Consider the following 14,717-nt stretch of genomic DNA (forward strand, 5'->3'; position numbering starts at 1 on the left):
CCCGTTTACCCATGCGTGACTACCTATTTGACATTGCCGCCGAATGCCCCTACGGCTTGCAGAGCCGGGCGGTGTACCGCCAGGCCCCATGTCCGCCCCTGGGCGGTGAGATGTTTGAAAAATTCCTGCAGGCCGGGTTTCGGCGCAACGGCAACGTGATGTACACCATGGCCTGTCCCGGTTGCCAGGCCTGTGTGCCCATCCGGCTGGCGGTCAAGGATTTCAAGCCCAACCGCAACCAGCGCCGGGTCTGGCAGCGCAATCAGGATGTGCGGGTCAGCCAGGGTCCTTTGCAGCTGAGTGCCGACAAGCTGGATTTGTGCGAACACTTCCTGGCCTGCCGCTATCCCGACCAGGACAGTGTGCCGGGGGCGGAGGGGATAGACGGCCGGGCTGTCGACTATTACGGCGGTTTTTTTCTCAACTCCATTACCGAAACCTGGGAGGTCGTCTATCGGGTTGAGGGTCGGCTGCTTGGTTTGGCGGTGGTGGATATCGCCCCCACGTCCTTGAACGCGGTCTATTTTTATTTTGATCCCGACCAAGGCCATCGCAGCCCCGGGGTGCTCAATATTCTCTCGCTCGTTGAACTGTGCCGCCAAGCCAATCTGGAACACCTTTACCTGGGCTACTGGATCGAAAATGCGCCGGCCATGAGTTACAAGTCCCGTTTCAAGCCTCACCAGTTGCTGATCGATGAGCAGTGGCGGACTGTGGCGTGAGTGTTTTCCCCGCTTTCGCCGCCATTGATTTCGAGACCGCCAATTACCGCCGCGACAGCGCTTGCGCCGTGGGGGTGGCGGGGGTAGCGTATACTCCCCAAGCCAGGGCCCATGAGCTCAGTTATGATGCTGCTGGCGGTGTCTAATCCAGCAGTTGCGCCAGTTCTTCCGGTTCGTTAACCGGCCGGTGGCAGTGAAAATCCTGGCAGAGATAAGCGGTGGGGCGGTCATTCAGCCTGCCGGTGTCGTTGAGCAGTGGCAGGCGCTGGGCCAGCCACTGCTGCCCGGCGCCGTCGTCGGCCAACATTACCTGGGTGTTGGGGAGGTAGCGCCGCCGGATGACGGCCAGCATTTGCCGGCAGCCCTCCTCCGCCGGGGTGCCAGCTATGACGATCTGGCGCGGTGGGTTTGCCGCGCAGCTTTGGGCCACCAGCATTTGCGGCAGAGCAGAAGGGTATTCCTGCAGGCGAGGGGAAAAGGCGCCAATGGTGTCCACGGCCAATTGCCGCCACTCCGGTTTATTGATGAAACCGGCCAGCCGCAGCAGGTTCATGGCCGCCACCGAGTTGCCGGCGGGCTCGGCGCTGTCGTAGTCGGACTTAAGCCGCAGCGGGATGGTGTTGTCCCCCTCGGGGGCATCAAAAAAACCGCCGTTTTGGGGGTCGTGAAAAAGGGCTATTTGGTTCGCCGTCAGCTTTTCCGCTTCGGCCAGCCAGTTGATCGCAAAAGTAGTTTCATAAAGATCCAGCAGACCCTGGACCAGAAAGGCGTAATCGGCCAACTGGCCCGGCAGGCCGGCCCGGCCGTTGCGGTAGCGGCGGAAGAGCCGGCCGGTGGCGGAATCACGTAGTTTGCTGAGCAGAAAGTTGGCGGCCCGGACGGCGGTATCCCGGTATTCCGGCCTCTCCAGGATCTGGAAGCCTCGGGCCAGGGCGCTGATCATCAGGCCGTTCCAGGAGGTGATGATCTTGTCGTCCAGGTGGGGCCGGGGCCGCTTGGTGCGGGTCGCCAACAACCTTTGGCGGGCGGCGGTCAGTTGGTCGGTGGCGGCCTCCACCGGCAGGTCACAGGTGGCGGCGGTGGCGGCCACGTCGGCGGCCTGGTAGAGAATATTTTTGCCCTGGAACTCCCCGTGGGGGTCGGCCAGGGCGTTGCCCTCCTGACGCACGCCGTAATGGCGACAGAACAGCTCGCCGCTGACCGGGTCCAGCAGTTGCCGGATTTCCGTCTCGCGCCAGAGGTAAAACAGCCCCTCTCCATGTTTCTCTGGATTGGCCGGCTCTTCCGGATCGAGGCTGTCGGCGTCTTCGGCGGAGTAGAACGCCCCTTCCGGCGCCTGCAGATCGCGCAGCACATAGGCGAAAATATCCGCCGCCACTTTGGCGTGGCGGGGGTTGCTGCCGAGCTGATAGGCCGACAGATAAAGCGCGGCCAGTTGGCTCTGGTCGTAAAGCATTTTTTCAAAATGGGGCACCCGCCACTGCTCGTCCACCGAATAGCGATGAAAACCGCCCCCCAGGTGGTCGTATATCCCCCCGGCGGCCATTCTGTCCAGGCTGAACAAAACCATCTGGAGAGCCGCCTGTTCGCCGCTCTGCCAGTGATGATGCAAAAGAAAGTTGGACAGCACCGGCCGGGGAAATTTGGGAGCCGCGCCGAAGCCGCCGTGGGTGGCATCAAAATCGCCTGCTGTCATGGTGTAGGCGCGAGCGGCCAGCTGGTCGCCCGCCTCGATTTTTTCCGGAGGGGAGACATTTTTGCTCAGGTGGTCGATAACCCCGGCGGCCACTTCCATCACCTTGTCCCGCCGCTCCTGCCAGAGATTGCTGATCAGTTCCAGCAGTTGCTTGAAACCGGGCAGCCCGTGCCGGGGTTGGGGCGGGAAGTAGGTCCCGGCGTAGAAGGCTTGTCCTTCGGGGGTGAGGAAAACCGACAGGGGCCAACCGCCACCGCCGTTTAAGGCCAGGGCTGCGGTCATGTAGAGGTGATCCACGTCGGGTCGCTCTTCCCGGTCCACCTTGACGGGGATAAAATGATGGTTGAGAACGGCGGCGGCGGCCGGGTCGGCAAAAGACTCATGGGCCATGACATGGCACCAGTGGCAGGTGGAGTAGCCGATGGAGAGGAATACCGGCTTGTCTTCCCGCCGGGCCCGGGCAAGGGCCTCCTCCCCCCAGGGCAGCCACTCCACCGGGTTGAAGGCGTGCTGCAGCAGGTAGGGGCTTTGCTCGTCGATCAGGCGGTTGGGCTTTTTGCCCTGGGCCAGTTGCTGCTCGACGAAGTGGGCGGCGGTGTTGTTGCTCATGGGCAACCTCCTCGAGAGAGGTTAGGGTTGATGCAACAGGGTGACAAAGGCCAGGGCGTATTGTTTTTCATCACTGAGCGATAAAAGGCCGCGGCCAATACCCTGGTTGCGGCAGTACGCGGCGGCGGCGGCGTGGAATTCCAGCCCCGGACAGCCCAGCCGGTCGTGAACCACGGCAATATCGGCCAGGGTGATGCCCTGGCTGAAGCCGGTGCCAAGGGCCTTGGCGGCGGCCTCCTTGGCGGCAAATCGTTTGGCCAGAAAGGCTGCCGTGGCTTGTGTTCGGTGGTGGGGCAGAGCCAGGTATTCTTGCCACTCGTCGGGAGCCAGGATGCGGCGGGCAAACAGGTCGCCATGGCGGGCCAGGGCCGATTCAATCCGGCGAATGCTGACGATATCGGTACCGATCCCGTAAATCATGGTGTTCCTTGCTTGATGAATCCACAAAAAGTCCTTCCATGGACTTTTTGCTCTCCGGGAAGCGAAAACGCGGTTTTCGTTTGCTTGGTCGGCGGTTAATGGTCCAGCAGTTGCAGCAGTTCGAGGGGCCGGCTGATCAACCTGTCGGCCCCGTTGGCCAGCAGCTCTTCCGCCTCACGAAACCCCCACCGCACCCCCACGGCAAACATTCCGGCCCCCCTGGCGGTTTGCATGTCGATACCGCTGTCGCCAACATAGCAAAAACTCTCCGGCGGCAGTGCCAGTTGGGCCGCCACCGCCAAGGCTCCGGCGGGGTCGGGCTTTTTGGGGGTATCGGGACGGGCGCCGCGCACTACGGTAAAAAGTTTGTGATCCAACAGGTTGGCTACACATTTCCTGGTGAAATCATCGGGTTTGTTGGAAAGAATAGCAAGCTTGAAATGTTGTCCGGCCAGGGTTGAGAGCAGTTCCGGGATATCATGGTAAGGCCGGGTTTGGCGTTGCCAGTTGCGGTGATACTCACGGCGCATGGCGTCCAAGGCTTTGGCCACGGTGGTTTCAGGAACCTGTTGAGGAGGCAGGGCTCGGCGCACCAGGGTTTCCATGCCGGAGCCGACAAAATAGCGGTACTGGACGTGGGGATGGGTGGGCAGGTTCAAATCGGCCAGCACCTTGTTCATGGAATCGGCGATATCGGCCAGGCTGTCGAGCAGGGTGCCGTCCAGATCAAACAGTACGGCCTGATATTTGCGCATGGGCCTACTCCTGGGGTTTGGCGTCGGCGGAACGAACGTAGATGGGGGTGACGCGGCCGGGATCGACCAGATTGCCGCGCCGCCACTGTTCCTGGGCCAGCCAGCCGATGGCGGTGGCCCGGGCAAAGCAGCTTTGGGGCGGGGCGAAAAGGGCCTGCTGCGCCAGTTTTTCTGCTAAAAGTTTCCGGTACAGTTCGGCGCCGCTGCCCAGCAACAGGGTTGGCTGCCTGATCAGGGTGACCAACTCGGCGGGCGGCAGGGCAAGATAGGGGCTGGTGCGGGTCAGTGGCCCGATTTGCTCTTCCCCCCCTGCCTGGTTGTGGTCTGACTCCTTGTCGGTCGGCCGGTAAAAGGCGGCAAAGACCTCCTGCTTGCGGGCGTCGATCAGGGCGCAAACCGGCAGGGAGCAGGCAGGGAGGGCTACCGCCTGGGCGGCCAGGCCGTCCAGGGAGCTGACGCCGATCAAGGGTTTGCCGGTGGCCAGGGCCAGGCCCTTAACGCTGCTCAGGCCGATGCGCAGACCGGTGAAACTCCCCGGTCCCAGTCCCACGGCCAAGGCGTCCAGATCCTGCCAGGCGGTGTCGCTTGCCATCATCAGATGTTCCACCGCCTCCAGCAGCCGCCGGGAATGGGTGCGACTGGACTGCAGGGAGTACTCGGCCCGGCACCCCCGGCCGTCCACCAGAGCCACGCTGCCGCAACTCCCGGAAGTCTCCAGGGCCAGAATCAATGGCGGCGAGGGAGCCGGAGAGGTGGAAATTGGTTTGGCCATAAAATTATCTGACAGGATTAAGGTTGATATCAAACCGGTAAACGGGCAGCAGTGCCGCAGGTTGCGGCAAGCAGGACGGCGCCGCGTACATCAGTGCGCAAGCCGGCCTGATCGCCGCTAGATGCGGTGCTGCTGCCCGTTTACCCATTAAGCAGTCGCATTATGTCGTTGTAGAAGACAAAAAACATCAGGGCCAGCAGCAGCAGAATGCCGACCTGCTGGGCCACTTCCCGGACCTTCATGCTCACCGGCCGGCGGGTGATGGCCTCCACGGTAAAAAAGACCAGGTGGCCGCCGTCCAGCACCGGGATCGGCAACAGGTTTAAAATGCCGAGGTTGATGCTGATCAGGGCGATAAAGTAGACAAAGTTGATCCAACCCACCTCCATCTGCTGCCCCGCCAGTTGGGCGATCAGGATGGGACCACCCAGTTCGGTGGCAGGGATGATCTGCTGGATCATCTTGACAATGGCCACCAGGGTCAGCCAGATCAGGCCCCAGGTCTGGGAGAAGCCGGCACCAAGGGCCTCAAATAGGGAAATGGACCGGTATTCCACCTCGCTGCTGCGGGTGACCCCCAGCATGTAGCGCTGGCCCACCACTTCCCCGAAGATGTTTTTTACTTCCTGTTGTTCCGGGGTGCTGGTTACCTGCAGAACATCACCATTACGGTGGATATCCAGGGTTACCGGCCGCCCTTCGCTGTCCCGGATCAGCCGGGAGACATCCTCCCAGTCTTCGGTGGCCATGCCGTTGACCGTCAGGATGCGGTCCCCGGCGAGCAGGCCGGCCTCAGCGGCGGGAGAATCTGGCGCCACTTCGCCGATCTTGGTGCCCGGCACCGGCTGCGGCAGGCCCACCAAGGCGTAGATCAGGAAAAAAAGCAAAACGGCAAAGCCCAGGTTGAAAAAAGGCCCGGCAGCGACAATCAAAAAGCGCTGCCATAAGGGTTTGCCGGAAAATGAGCGCTCTGTATCATCATGGTCGGTGGTTTCTCCGGGATTTTCCCCCAGCATGTTGACATAGCCGCCCAGGGGCAGGGCGCTGACCTGGTAGTCGGTCTCGCCGATGCGGCGGCCGAACAGCCGAGGGCCAAATCCCAGAGAGAATTTCAGCACCTTGACGTTGAACAGCTTGGCCACAATAAAATGCCCAAATTCATGGACAAAAATAAGTATGCCTAAAACAACGATAAAGGAAAGAATGGTATTCATGGGGTAACCTTGTTTCTTTTTTGTTTGGCCTTAATCATCAATGATTCCACCACCGATTCGGCCATCATCCGGGCGGCCAGGTCAACAGCCAGCACGGTGGCGATGCGATCCACCGGCTTGTGCTCGATCCGGTTCACCGTTTCCGTCACCACCAGGGCGATTTCCGGAAAGCGGATCTTGCCTTGCAGAAAGGCCTCCACCGCCACCTCGTTGGCGGCATTCAGCGCGGCCGGCCGGGTGCCGCCTCGCTTGCAGGCCTTGTAAGCCAGCTCCAAAGCGGGGAAGCGGGTAAAGTCCGGCGGGAAGAAGCTAAGATTGGCGGTTTTGGTCAGGTTGAGCCGGGGCAGGTCCAGGCGCAGGCGCTCAGGGTAGGAAAGGGCGTAGACGATGGGGACTCGCATGTCGGGAATCCCCATCTGGGAGATCACCGAGCCGTCAATATACTCCACCATGGAGTGGACGATGCTCTGGGGGTGAATCAGCACCTCGATCTTCTCCACCGGGACGCCGAACAGCCAGTGGGCCTCAATCACCTCCAGACCCTTGTTCATCAGGGTGGCCGAATCGATGGAGATTTTACGACCCATGGACCAGTTGGGGTGATTAAGGGCCTGTTCGGGAGTGACTTCCCACAGATCCCGGGTAGACTTGTCCCGGAAGGGACCGCCGGACGCGGTGAGAATCAGGCGGTGGATGTCCTGGTGGCGGCCAGCGCTCAGGGATTGGGCGATGGCGTTGTGTTCGCTGTCGATGGGCAGCAGTTGTACCTGCTTCCGCGCCACGGCGTTCATCACCAGTTCGCCGGCCATCACCAGGGTTTCCTTGTTGGCCAGGGCGATATCTTTGCCGGCTTCGATGCCGGCCATGGTGGGGGTCAGGCCGGCGGCGCCGACGATGGCTGAGACCACCAGGTCAGCCTCATCAAGGGCGGCCACTTCTTCGTTGCCGGCCCGGCCCACCAGTACCCGCTCCCCCCAGCCCGGCGGCAGGCTCTGGATCAGCTCCCCGGCCACGGCGTCGTCGGCCACCGAAACCAGCAGCGGGTGGAAAGCCTCGATCTGTTCCCGCAGCAGCCGGATATTACCACCCGCTGCCATTCCCACCACCCGGAAGCGACCGGGGTACTGACGCACCACGTCCAGCACGTTACAGCCAATAGAGCCGGTGGAGCCCAGCAGGGAAATGTTTTTGGTCATGATCTTTGCCGTCACTCAAAAAGTAAAAAAATGCTGAACAGTTACGTGCCAGAATGAACTGGATAGTTACAAAATCCGGCCGGTTGCCGGCGACTAAAACATGTCGCCGGTCAGCAGCAGGTAATAAAGCAGCGGGGCGGCCAGCAGCAGGGAGTCGATGCGGTCCAGAATACCGCCGTGCCCCGGCAGCAGAGTGCCGGAATCTTTGACCCCGGCCCCGCGCTTGAGCAGAGACTCGGCCAGATCACCGGCCACACTCAGTAGTGAAAGGATAAAGGTAAAAAGCAGCGCTTGCAACAGGTTGATGGCCGGGAAAAACACCATCACCGCCAGCCCCACCACCAGCAGGGCGGTAGCCACCCCGCCGAGCAGTCCTTCCACGGTTTTGCCGGGGCTCAAGGCCGGGCAGAGTTTATGGCGGCCCAGATGGGTGCCGACATAATAGGCGCCGCTGTCGGCCGACACGGTGATCAGGCTGACAATGATCAGCCAGTGCCGACCGTTCTCAAGGTTAATCAGCAGCGGCAGGTGGGCCATCAACAGGCCCAGGTAAAAAATGCCGAAGGCGGCGGAAAACAGAAAAAACAGCGGCCGTTCCAGGCTGCCATAGCGAAAAACGGTGAGCAGCAGCAGACCTGTCAAGGCGATAACCAGGGCTCCGACCATCAGGGTGTGACTGGCCTGGCCGGCCGCCAGCACCGGCAACAGGCCAAAGGCCAGCAAGGCCGGTCGCAGAGGTGGTTCGCCGCCTTTTACCAGCAGCATGTTGCCGTATTCATGCAGGATCAATAATGTCAGCAGGCCGACCGTCAGCCAGAAGAGCCAGAAGGGGGCGTAGAGCAGCAGCAAGAGCCAGGCCACGCCGGTGCATATGCCGGTCAGTATCCTCTGCATGGCGGCCTGTTCAGGTGTCCGCCGGCGGTTCGTTGACCCGGCCAAAGCGGCGCTGGCGCTGTTGATAGTCGGTCAGGGCGGCCAGGAACTGTTCCCGCCCGAAATCCGGCCAAAGAGTTTTGGTGAAATAGAGTTCGCTGTAGGATAGTTGCCAGAGCAGAAAATTACTCAGCCGCCGCTCGCCGCCGGTGCGGATCAGCAGGTCGGGGTCGGGCAGCTCGGCGCTGTCCAGCCCGGCGGCCAGGGTTGATTCGTCGATTTGCTCGGGGGTCAGTTCCCCGGCCGCTACGCGGGCGGCCAACTGCCGGGTGGCCCGGACCAGTTCATCGCGACCACCGTAGCTTAAGGCCAGGTTGAGGATCAGGCCGTCGTTGCCGGCGGTTTCCCGGATGGAGTTTTCCAGGATCCGCCGGACCTGATTGGGTAAACGATCGATCCGGCCGCAGGTTCGCAATCGCACACGGTTTTGGACCAGTTGCTCGAGCTGATTTTCCAGGTAGGTCTTGAGCAGCCCCATCAGGCCTTCCACCTCGGGGCCCGGCCGTTGCCAGTTTTCGGTGGAAAAGGCGTACAGGGTCAGGGCATCAAGGTTCAGCTCTCCGGCGCACCGCACCACCGCCTGCACTGAACTGACACCGGCCTGGTGGCCCATGATGCGGGGTTTCCCCTGCTGATGGGCCCAGCGGCCGTTGCCGTCCATGATGATGGCGACATGACGGGGCAGATTGGCCGGGTCATGGCGCATCAGACTTCCATCATCTCTTTTTCTTTGTCCGCCATGATGGTGTCGATCTGCTTGATAAAACGATCGGTCTCCTGCTGGGCTTCATCCTGGAGGCGGAAAAAGTCATCTTCGGGCAGTTGTTTGTCGTTTTTCAGTTTTTTCAGGGCGTCGATGGCGTCTCGGCGGGAATTGCGGATGGCCACCCGGTACTCTTCGCTGATCTTTTTGACCTGTTTGACCATTTCCTTGCGGCGTTCTTCGGTAAGCTGGGGAATGACCAGGCGGATCACCTTGCCGTCGCTGTTGGGGGTCAGGCCGAGGTCGGAACCATGAATGGCTTTTTCAATGGCGCTAACCTGCTGGGTGTCCCAGGGTTGGATCACGATCATCCGGCTTTCGGGAATGGTCAGGGTGGCGACCTGGTTCAGCGGCATGCTGGAACCGTAGGCTTCGACCTTGATCCCGTCCAGCAGGTTGAGTGAGGCCCGGCCGGTGCGAATCCTGGCCAACTCCCGGCGATAGGCTTCGATGTTTTTTTCCATCTTGTCGGACATTTCCAGAATTACTTCATCCATGGCTGCCTCCCTACGTTTTTTTTTGGTGGGGGGGTCAAGTCTTGACATGGCAGTTTGGCTTGACCGAACTGTCATGTCAAGACTTGACCCCCCACGTCGCCGATCAGGGTGCCGACCTGCTCGCCGGATACCGCCTTGCGCATGTTGCCGGCCACCATCATGTCGAAGACCATAATGGGGGTGGTGTTGTCCATGGCCAGGGAAATCGCCGCCGAGTCCATCACCTTGAGCTGCCGGTTGAGCACATCTCTGAAAGTTAAGTGTTCGAAGCGTACGGCATCGTCGTGGTGCAGAGGATCTTTGTCGTACACCCCGTCCACCCTGGTGGCCTTGCAGACCAGATCGGCCTTTATTTCCAGTGCTCGGAGCATGGCGGCGGTATCGGTGGTGAAATAAGGGTTGCCGGTGCCGGCGGCAAAAATTACCACTCGTCCTTTGGCCAGATGATGAAAGGCTTTCTGGCGGGAATATGGTTCACAGACGGTGGGCATGGCCAGGGCGGAAAGAACCCGGGCCGGAACGCCATGGCGCTCCAGAGCGTCATGCAGGGCCAGGGCGTTGATCACCGTGGCCAGCATGCCCATGTTGTCGGCGGTGCTCCGGTCCATGCCGGAAGCGGAGCCGGCCATGCCGCGAAAGATGTTGCCGGCACCGATCACCAGGCCGGTTTCCACCCCGACGGCGGTAACTTCGCGGATTTCCTCGGCCAGATAATCAAGCACGGCCGGGTTGATCCCGTGGGATTGCTCACCCATCAGCGCTTCGCCGCTGAGTTTGAGCATCACCCGGCGGCACTTTTTACCGCCGGGGTCATGGTCGCTGTTGCTGGCAGTTGGATCACTCATTATAAATAACCGCTTCAGGCGCCAACCTGAAAACGGGCAAAACGCTTGATGGAGATGTTCTCTCCCAGGGTAGCGATTAGCTCGTTGAGCAGGTCCTGAATGGAAAGATCCGGGTTTTTGACGTATTTTTGCTCCATCAGGCAGACTTCTGCGTAATATTTGTCAATTTTACCGTCAATGATTTTTTCCACGATATTCTCCGGCTTGCCGGAGTCCAGGGCCTGCTGCTTGTAGATATTGCGTTCACGCTCTAAAGAGTCGGCGGGAACATCTTCCCGGCGAATGGCGATGGGGCTGGCGGCGGCGATGTGCATGGCGATATTTTTGGCGAAATTCTGAAAATCGCTGTTCTTGGCCACAAAATCGGTTTCGCAGCCTACTTCCACCATCACCCCGAGTTTGCCGCCGGCGTGAATGTAGGTCTCAACCACCCCTTCGCTGGTGGCGCGGTCGGCCCGTTTGCGGGCAACCGCCAGGCCTTTCTGGCGCAGCAGGTCGACGGCCTTTTCCATGTCGCCGTCGGTTTCATTAAGGGCCTTCTTGCAATCCATCATCCCCGCGTTGGTTTTGTCGCGGAGTTCCTTGACCATCTGGGAAGTAATCTGCACGGTGTCACCTTTATCTGGTTAGCAAATATTTAGATTAAAGCCTTGGTTTTAGCTGGTGTTTGGCACAAAAAAACGAGCCACTTAAGCCCGGAACAGGCAGGTGGCATCGGCAGGGGCCCGCATGGGAACGACGGTCTTCGAACGGTTTGTCCGCCGAAGACCGTACGGAACAGGCCAGTAAGCAATCAGGCGGCGGTCGGCGCTGCCTTTTCTTCTTTGTCGGCGGCGGCTGCTTCGCTTTCCTGTTTGTCAGCGGCGGCCTGCTGGGCAGCCGCATGGCTTTCCTTACCGTCTAAAATGGCGTCGGCCAGTTTGGCACTGACCAGGCGAATGGACTTGATGGCGTCGTCGTTGCCGGGAATCAGGTGGTTGATGCCGTCGGGGTCGCAGTTGGTGTCGGCGATGGCGATCACCGGGATCCCCAGACGGTTGGCCTCGATTACGGCGATGCTCTCCCGCTTGGGGTCGATGACGAAAACGGCCGCCGGCAGGGTTTTCATTTCCTTGATACCGCCGATGTTGCGCTCCAGCTTGACGGTCTCTTTCTGGATCATCAGGATTTCTTTTTTCTTGTACCGGTTGACGCTGCCGTCTTCCTGCATGCTGGTGTAGTTCTTGAGGCGTTCCACGCTCTTTTTGATGGTCTGGTGGTTGGTGAGCATGCCGCCCAGCCAGCGGTGATCAACGTAGAACATGCCGCAGCGGGCCGCCTCTTCCCGGACGATCTCCTGGGCCTGGCGCTTGGTGCCGACAAAGAGTATGCTGCCGCCTTTGGCGGCGATATCGCGTGCCACATCGCAGGCCTTGTTGAACAAGGGCAGGGTTTTGTCCAAGTTGATGATGTAGATGCCGTTTCTGGCCCCGAAGATGTAGGGTTTCATCTTGGGGTTCCAGCGGCGGGTCTGGTGGCCGAAGTGAAGACCGGCTTCGAGCATTTCCTTCATGGATACGTGGGACATGGTTTCTCCTTGCAACTGATTTTGGTTAATCCTCCATCCCTTGTTCCCCACCCGGTTAACTGTGATTCCGGGCACCAGCGGGACATTCGGGGCAGCGACCGAAAAAGGCCGGACCCGTCAGGGATGTGCGTAGTAATTAAGTGTTCACAAGAACCCCCGCAAAGCTGTCGCTAGAACGGGGCTGTAAACGTGCAGCAGTGCCGCAGATTGCGGCAAGTGGTCCGGTGCTGCGTACATCAGTACGCAAGCCGGGCCGATCGCCGCCAGATGTGGTGCTGCTGAACGTTTGCACGTAGTTGTGAAACCCGCTGACGATACATTAAGGCGAGTAAATTTGCAAGCGGGAATAAGATGGAAAGGGGGGTTAGACCAAGATGTTGATCACCGCGCCTCGGTTACGACCCTGGCCGGCGTTGACCACGTCCATGTGCTCGGCCTGGGCCTCACGCAGGCGGCGGGCGGCCTTCTGCTCATCGGCTCGGGCCTGGCGCAAGCGCTCCATGGCCTGTTGTTTCTGGCGCTGGGAGCGGCGCACCTCATGTTCGGCCTCCTGGCGCCGGCTTTCCGCTTGGCGTACCTGGCGCCCGGAGCGCAGGGTGTCGTCATCCCCGGCGGGTTCCCGGCGGTGCACCAGAGCCTGGGTGACTTCCGGCGCCGAGGCCGGGGTATGGGTGCCGATTTCCAGGGCCATGGGGTCTCCGTGTGCAACTTGATGGACGGTGATACTTTCCAATATCACAGGCGGGCACGTTTTGGCAAGTTTTCCGGCCCCCCACACCGGTGCCAAAACCGATGACTTTGATGGATCCCTGGTGAATGGTTGCTATTCCACTCCTTGCAGCATTTCGTCAATCACCTGCAGGCCGCCGGCCCAGAAGGCCGGGTTGTCCAGGTCAACCCCGAAGGGGGCCACCAGTTCGTAGGGGGTGGCGGAACCGCCGGCCTTGAGTAGTTCCAGGTACTTGGGCACAAAATCCGCCGGGTCCTGCTGGTAGAGCTTGAACAGGGCCAGCACCAGCAGCTCGCCGAAGGCATAGGAGTAAACATAGCCCGGGGTGCTGAGGAAATGTGGAATGTAAGACCACCAGCTGTGGTAATCCTCGGTCAGCTTGACGCTGTCGGCAAACATCTCCTCCTGACTGGCCCGCCAGTGGGCGGAGATCTGCTCACTGCTCAACTCTCCTTCCCGGCGGCGGGCGTTGTGCACCCGATCCTCGAAACGGTTCATGGCGATCTGCCGGAAAACAGTGGCAAAGATCGATTCCAGCTTTTGGCAGGTAAAGGCTCGCCGGGCCTCGGGGGTTTTGATCAGGCCAAGCTGGCGCTGGAACAACAGCAGTTCGGCGAACACCGAGGCGGTTTCCGCCAGCACCAGGGTGGTGGAGCTGTTGTAATAACCTTGCCTGGCGGCCAGGTACTGATGTACTCCATGTCCCAGTTCATGGGCCACGGTGGAGATGTCCCGCAGGTTGCCGGTGTAGTTGATCATGATGTAGGGGTGCACCTCCGGCACCGCCGGGTGGGCAAAAGCTCCCCCCCGTTTACCTTCCCGCAGGGGGGCGTGGATCCACCGGCGCTGGAAGAAGAGTTCGGCGTAATCGGCCATTTCCGGACTGAAGTCGTGGAAAGCCTGCAGGACCAGTTCCCGGCATTGCGACCAGTCGACGGTGGTGGTGGGCAGGTCGGGCAGTGGGGCATAGCGGTCGTAGTCCAGCAATTCATCCAGCCCCAGTATTTGCCGTTTGAGCCGGTAATAACGCTGGGGGATGTCGTAACGGGCGGTTACCGCTTTGGTTAGGGTTTCCACCGTGGGGTCGTTAAGTTCGTTGTAGAGGTTCATGGAACTGAGCCAGTGGGGGTAGCGGCGCTGGCGGTCATCGATCATCTTGTCGGCCAGCAGAGTGTTGAAGGTGTGGGTCAGCACGTGTAACTGGCTGTTAAGGCCGGTGGTCAGTTCGGCGGCGGCCCGACGGCGCCGGTCACGGTCCGGCAGGTAGAGATCGCTCAGCACCTCCTCTTCGCTGCGCCCATCTTCACCAAAACGCAGATGCCCCATCACCTTGTCAAACAGGGTGGTCCAGCTGCTCCGGCCGGCGGGGGCCCGTTCGATGAGCAGGGCCTCTTCGGCGTCACTGAGCAGGTGCGGGGCGTAACGGCGCAAAGCGGCCAGGTAATGGCGGTATTCAGCCAGTTCCGGGGCGGCCAGCAGTTGTTCAGCGGTGGCGGCCGCCAGCCGGCTCCATTCCAGTTCGAAAAAGACCGTTTCCTTGCTGATTCGGCTGCCGGCCTCCCGGATTTTCTGCAGCAGGGCGCCGGCGGCGGCATCTTTGGTTTGGGTGGCGAAATTAAGGTAGGCGTAGGTGGCGGCCCGGCCCAGGCGGGCTTCCAGGCTTTCCAGGCGCCGGATCAGATCGAGCAGGCCGGCGGCCTCCAGTTCGGCCAAACGGCCGGCAAATTCGGCCCGGATGGCCCCGGCCTCTTCTTCACAGGTGGCAAGATTGGCGGTCAGTAAGGGATCTTCGGCCCCCTGATAGAGGTCTGTCAGTTGCCAGATAACTTCCGTGGTGCCCAGTTTGGTGTTCAGATCTTCGCTCATTATTGACTCCTTGCACTGGTCGGTGCGGTTGGGGCGCTGTCGGCGGGTTTGGTTATTTGATTGGTTGGTAAAGCGAAAACAGGCAGTTACAAGTCGTGCCCCGTCGGCGCCGCCGTTTTTGCGGCGCCGATA

The 14,717-nt window shown here is 60.6% G+C and carries 16 protein-coding genes; 2 read left to right on the forward strand and 14 right to left on the reverse strand.

Annotated features, from left to right (window positions below; all coding sequences use genetic code 11):
• The first annotated feature begins 11 nt into the window (after window positions 1-11).
• Together P0N66_RS07805 and P0N66_RS07810 are read left to right on the forward strand one after the other, a co-directional pair.
• The gene (locus tag P0N66_RS07805) at window positions 12-722 is read left to right on the forward strand and encodes an arginyltransferase (protein WP_275804047.1); all 711 of its coding nucleotides are present in this window, start codon (window positions 12-14) and stop codon (window positions 720-722) included.
• On the forward strand, window positions 719-868 hold the full coding sequence (locus tag P0N66_RS07810; protein ID WP_275804050.1) for a hypothetical protein: 150 nt from the start codon (window positions 719-721) through the stop codon (window positions 866-868). The genes P0N66_RS07805 and P0N66_RS07810 overlap by 4 nt, the downstream gene beginning before the upstream one ends.
• Here P0N66_RS07810 and P0N66_RS07815 read toward each other — a convergent pair.
• From P0N66_RS07815 to P0N66_RS07880, 14 genes are all read right to left on the reverse strand, one after another.
• Window positions 865-3,027, reverse strand: coding sequence for a thioredoxin domain-containing protein (locus P0N66_RS07815; RefSeq protein WP_275804052.1), 2,163 nt, complete (start codon window positions 3,025-3,027; stop codon window positions 865-867). The genes P0N66_RS07810 and P0N66_RS07815 overlap by 4 nt on opposite strands.
• Before the next feature lie 21 nt (window positions 3,028-3,048).
• The gene (acpS, locus tag P0N66_RS07820) at window positions 3,049-3,447 is read right to left on the reverse strand and encodes a holo-ACP synthase (protein ID WP_275804054.1); all 399 of its coding nucleotides are present in this window, start codon (window positions 3,445-3,447) and stop codon (window positions 3,049-3,051) included.
• A gap of 95 nt (window positions 3,448-3,542) precedes the next feature.
• A complete protein-coding gene (locus P0N66_RS07825; RefSeq protein WP_275804056.1) occupies window positions 3,543-4,202 on the reverse strand; it encodes an HAD family hydrolase in 660 nt (219 codons plus the stop codon).
• Between the two features lie 4 nt (window positions 4,203-4,206).
• Window positions 4,207-4,974 (reverse strand): tRNA (adenosine(37)-N6)-threonylcarbamoyltransferase complex dimerization subunit type 1 TsaB, encoded by a 768-nt coding sequence (tsaB, locus tag P0N66_RS07830; protein ID WP_275804058.1) that lies wholly within the window; start codon window positions 4,972-4,974, stop codon window positions 4,207-4,209.
• A gap of 140 nt (window positions 4,975-5,114) precedes the next feature.
• Entirely contained in the window at window positions 5,115-6,188 is a 1,074-nt protein-coding gene (gene rseP / locus P0N66_RS07835; protein WP_275804061.1) for an RIP metalloprotease RseP, read from the reverse strand.
• On the reverse strand, window positions 6,185-7,384 hold the full coding sequence (locus P0N66_RS07840) for a 1-deoxy-D-xylulose-5-phosphate reductoisomerase (RefSeq protein ID WP_275804063.1): 1,200 nt from the start codon (window positions 7,382-7,384) through the stop codon (window positions 6,185-6,187). Before P0N66_RS07840 ends, rseP begins: the two co-directional genes overlap by 4 nt.
• A 93-nt stretch (window positions 7,385-7,477) precedes the next feature.
• Complete coding sequence (locus P0N66_RS07845; RefSeq protein ID WP_275804065.1) at window positions 7,478-8,278, reverse strand: phosphatidate cytidylyltransferase; 801 nt, start codon at window positions 8,276-8,278, stop codon at window positions 7,478-7,480.
• Between the two features lie 10 nt (window positions 8,279-8,288).
• Entirely contained in the window at window positions 8,289-9,023 is a 735-nt protein-coding gene (uppS, locus tag P0N66_RS07850) for an undecaprenyl pyrophosphate synthase (protein WP_275804067.1), read from the reverse strand.
• Complete coding sequence (gene frr, locus P0N66_RS07855; protein ID WP_275804069.1) at window positions 9,023-9,577, reverse strand: ribosome recycling factor; 555 nt, start codon at window positions 9,575-9,577, stop codon at window positions 9,023-9,025. The genes uppS and frr overlap by 1 nt, the downstream gene beginning before the upstream one ends.
• Before the next feature lie 71 nt (window positions 9,578-9,648).
• Window positions 9,649-10,422, reverse strand: coding sequence for a UMP kinase (pyrH, locus tag P0N66_RS07860; protein ID WP_275804071.1), 774 nt, complete (start codon window positions 10,420-10,422; stop codon window positions 9,649-9,651).
• A gap of 14 nt (window positions 10,423-10,436) precedes the next feature.
• Complete coding sequence (gene tsf / locus P0N66_RS07865; RefSeq protein WP_275804073.1) at window positions 10,437-11,030, reverse strand: translation elongation factor Ts; 594 nt, start codon at window positions 11,028-11,030, stop codon at window positions 10,437-10,439.
• Window positions 11,031-11,215: 185 nt separating this feature from the next.
• Complete coding sequence (gene rpsB / locus P0N66_RS07870; protein ID WP_275804075.1) at window positions 11,216-11,989, reverse strand: 30S ribosomal protein S2; 774 nt, start codon at window positions 11,987-11,989, stop codon at window positions 11,216-11,218.
• Window positions 11,990-12,353: 364 nt separating this feature from the next.
• Window positions 12,354-12,680: a hypothetical protein gene (locus P0N66_RS07875; RefSeq protein WP_275804077.1), complete on the reverse strand. Its 327-nt coding sequence runs from the start codon at window positions 12,678-12,680 to the stop codon at window positions 12,354-12,356.
• 132 nt (window positions 12,681-12,812) lie between these two features.
• Window positions 12,813-14,585, reverse strand: coding sequence for a M3 family oligoendopeptidase (locus P0N66_RS07880; protein WP_275804079.1), 1,773 nt, complete (start codon window positions 14,583-14,585; stop codon window positions 12,813-12,815).
• Window positions 14,586-14,717: the final 132 nt, after the last annotated feature.

It is taken from the genome of Desulfurivibrio dismutans (assembly GCF_029210385.1).
GTDB lineage: Bacteria > Desulfobacterota > Desulfobulbia > Desulfobulbales > Desulfurivibrionaceae > Desulfurivibrio > Desulfurivibrio dismutans.

What these genes read in the sequence shown, in the direction of transcription:
- P0N66_RS07805 (WP_275804047.1), top strand. Translation starts at nt 12, where the DNA reads ATGCGTGACTACCTATTTGACATTGCCGCCGAATGCCCCTACGGCTTG.
- P0N66_RS07815 (WP_275804052.1), bottom strand. Translation starts at nt 3,027, where the DNA reads ATGAGCAACAACACCGCCGCCCACTTCGTCGAGCAGCAACTGGCCCAG.
- acpS (WP_275804054.1), bottom strand. Translation starts at nt 3,447, where the DNA reads ATGATTTACGGGATCGGTACCGATATCGTCAGCATTCGCCGGATTGAA.
- P0N66_RS07825 (WP_275804056.1), bottom strand. Translation starts at nt 4,202, where the DNA reads ATGCGCAAATATCAGGCCGTACTGTTTGATCTGGACGGCACCCTGCTC.
- tsaB (WP_275804058.1), bottom strand. Translation starts at nt 4,974, where the DNA reads ATGGCCAAACCAATTTCCACCTCTCCGGCTCCCTCGCCGCCATTGATT.
- rseP (WP_275804061.1), bottom strand. Translation starts at nt 6,188, where the DNA reads ATGAATACCATTCTTTCCTTTATCGTTGTTTTAGGCATACTTATTTTT.
- P0N66_RS07840 (WP_275804063.1), bottom strand. Translation starts at nt 7,384, where the DNA reads ATGACCAAAAACATTTCCCTGCTGGGCTCCACCGGCTCTATTGGCTGT.
- P0N66_RS07845 (WP_275804065.1), bottom strand. Translation starts at nt 8,278, where the DNA reads ATGCAGAGGATACTGACCGGCATATGCACCGGCGTGGCCTGGCTCTTG.
- uppS (WP_275804067.1), bottom strand. Translation starts at nt 9,023, where the DNA reads ATGCGCCATGACCCGGCCAATCTGCCCCGTCATGTCGCCATCATCATG.
- frr (WP_275804069.1), bottom strand. Translation starts at nt 9,577, where the DNA reads ATGGATGAAGTAATTCTGGAAATGTCCGACAAGATGGAAAAAAACATC.
- pyrH (WP_275804071.1), bottom strand. Translation starts at nt 10,422, where the DNA reads ATGAGTGATCCAACTGCCAGCAACAGCGACCATGACCCCGGCGGTAAA.
- rpsB (WP_275804075.1), bottom strand. Translation starts at nt 11,989, where the DNA reads ATGTCCCACGTATCCATGAAGGAAATGCTCGAAGCCGGTCTTCACTTC.
- P0N66_RS07875 (WP_275804077.1), bottom strand. Translation starts at nt 12,680, where the DNA reads ATGGCCCTGGAAATCGGCACCCATACCCCGGCCTCGGCGCCGGAAGTC.
- P0N66_RS07880 (WP_275804079.1), bottom strand. Translation starts at nt 14,585, where the DNA reads ATGAGCGAAGATCTGAACACCAAACTGGGCACCACGGAAGTTATCTGG.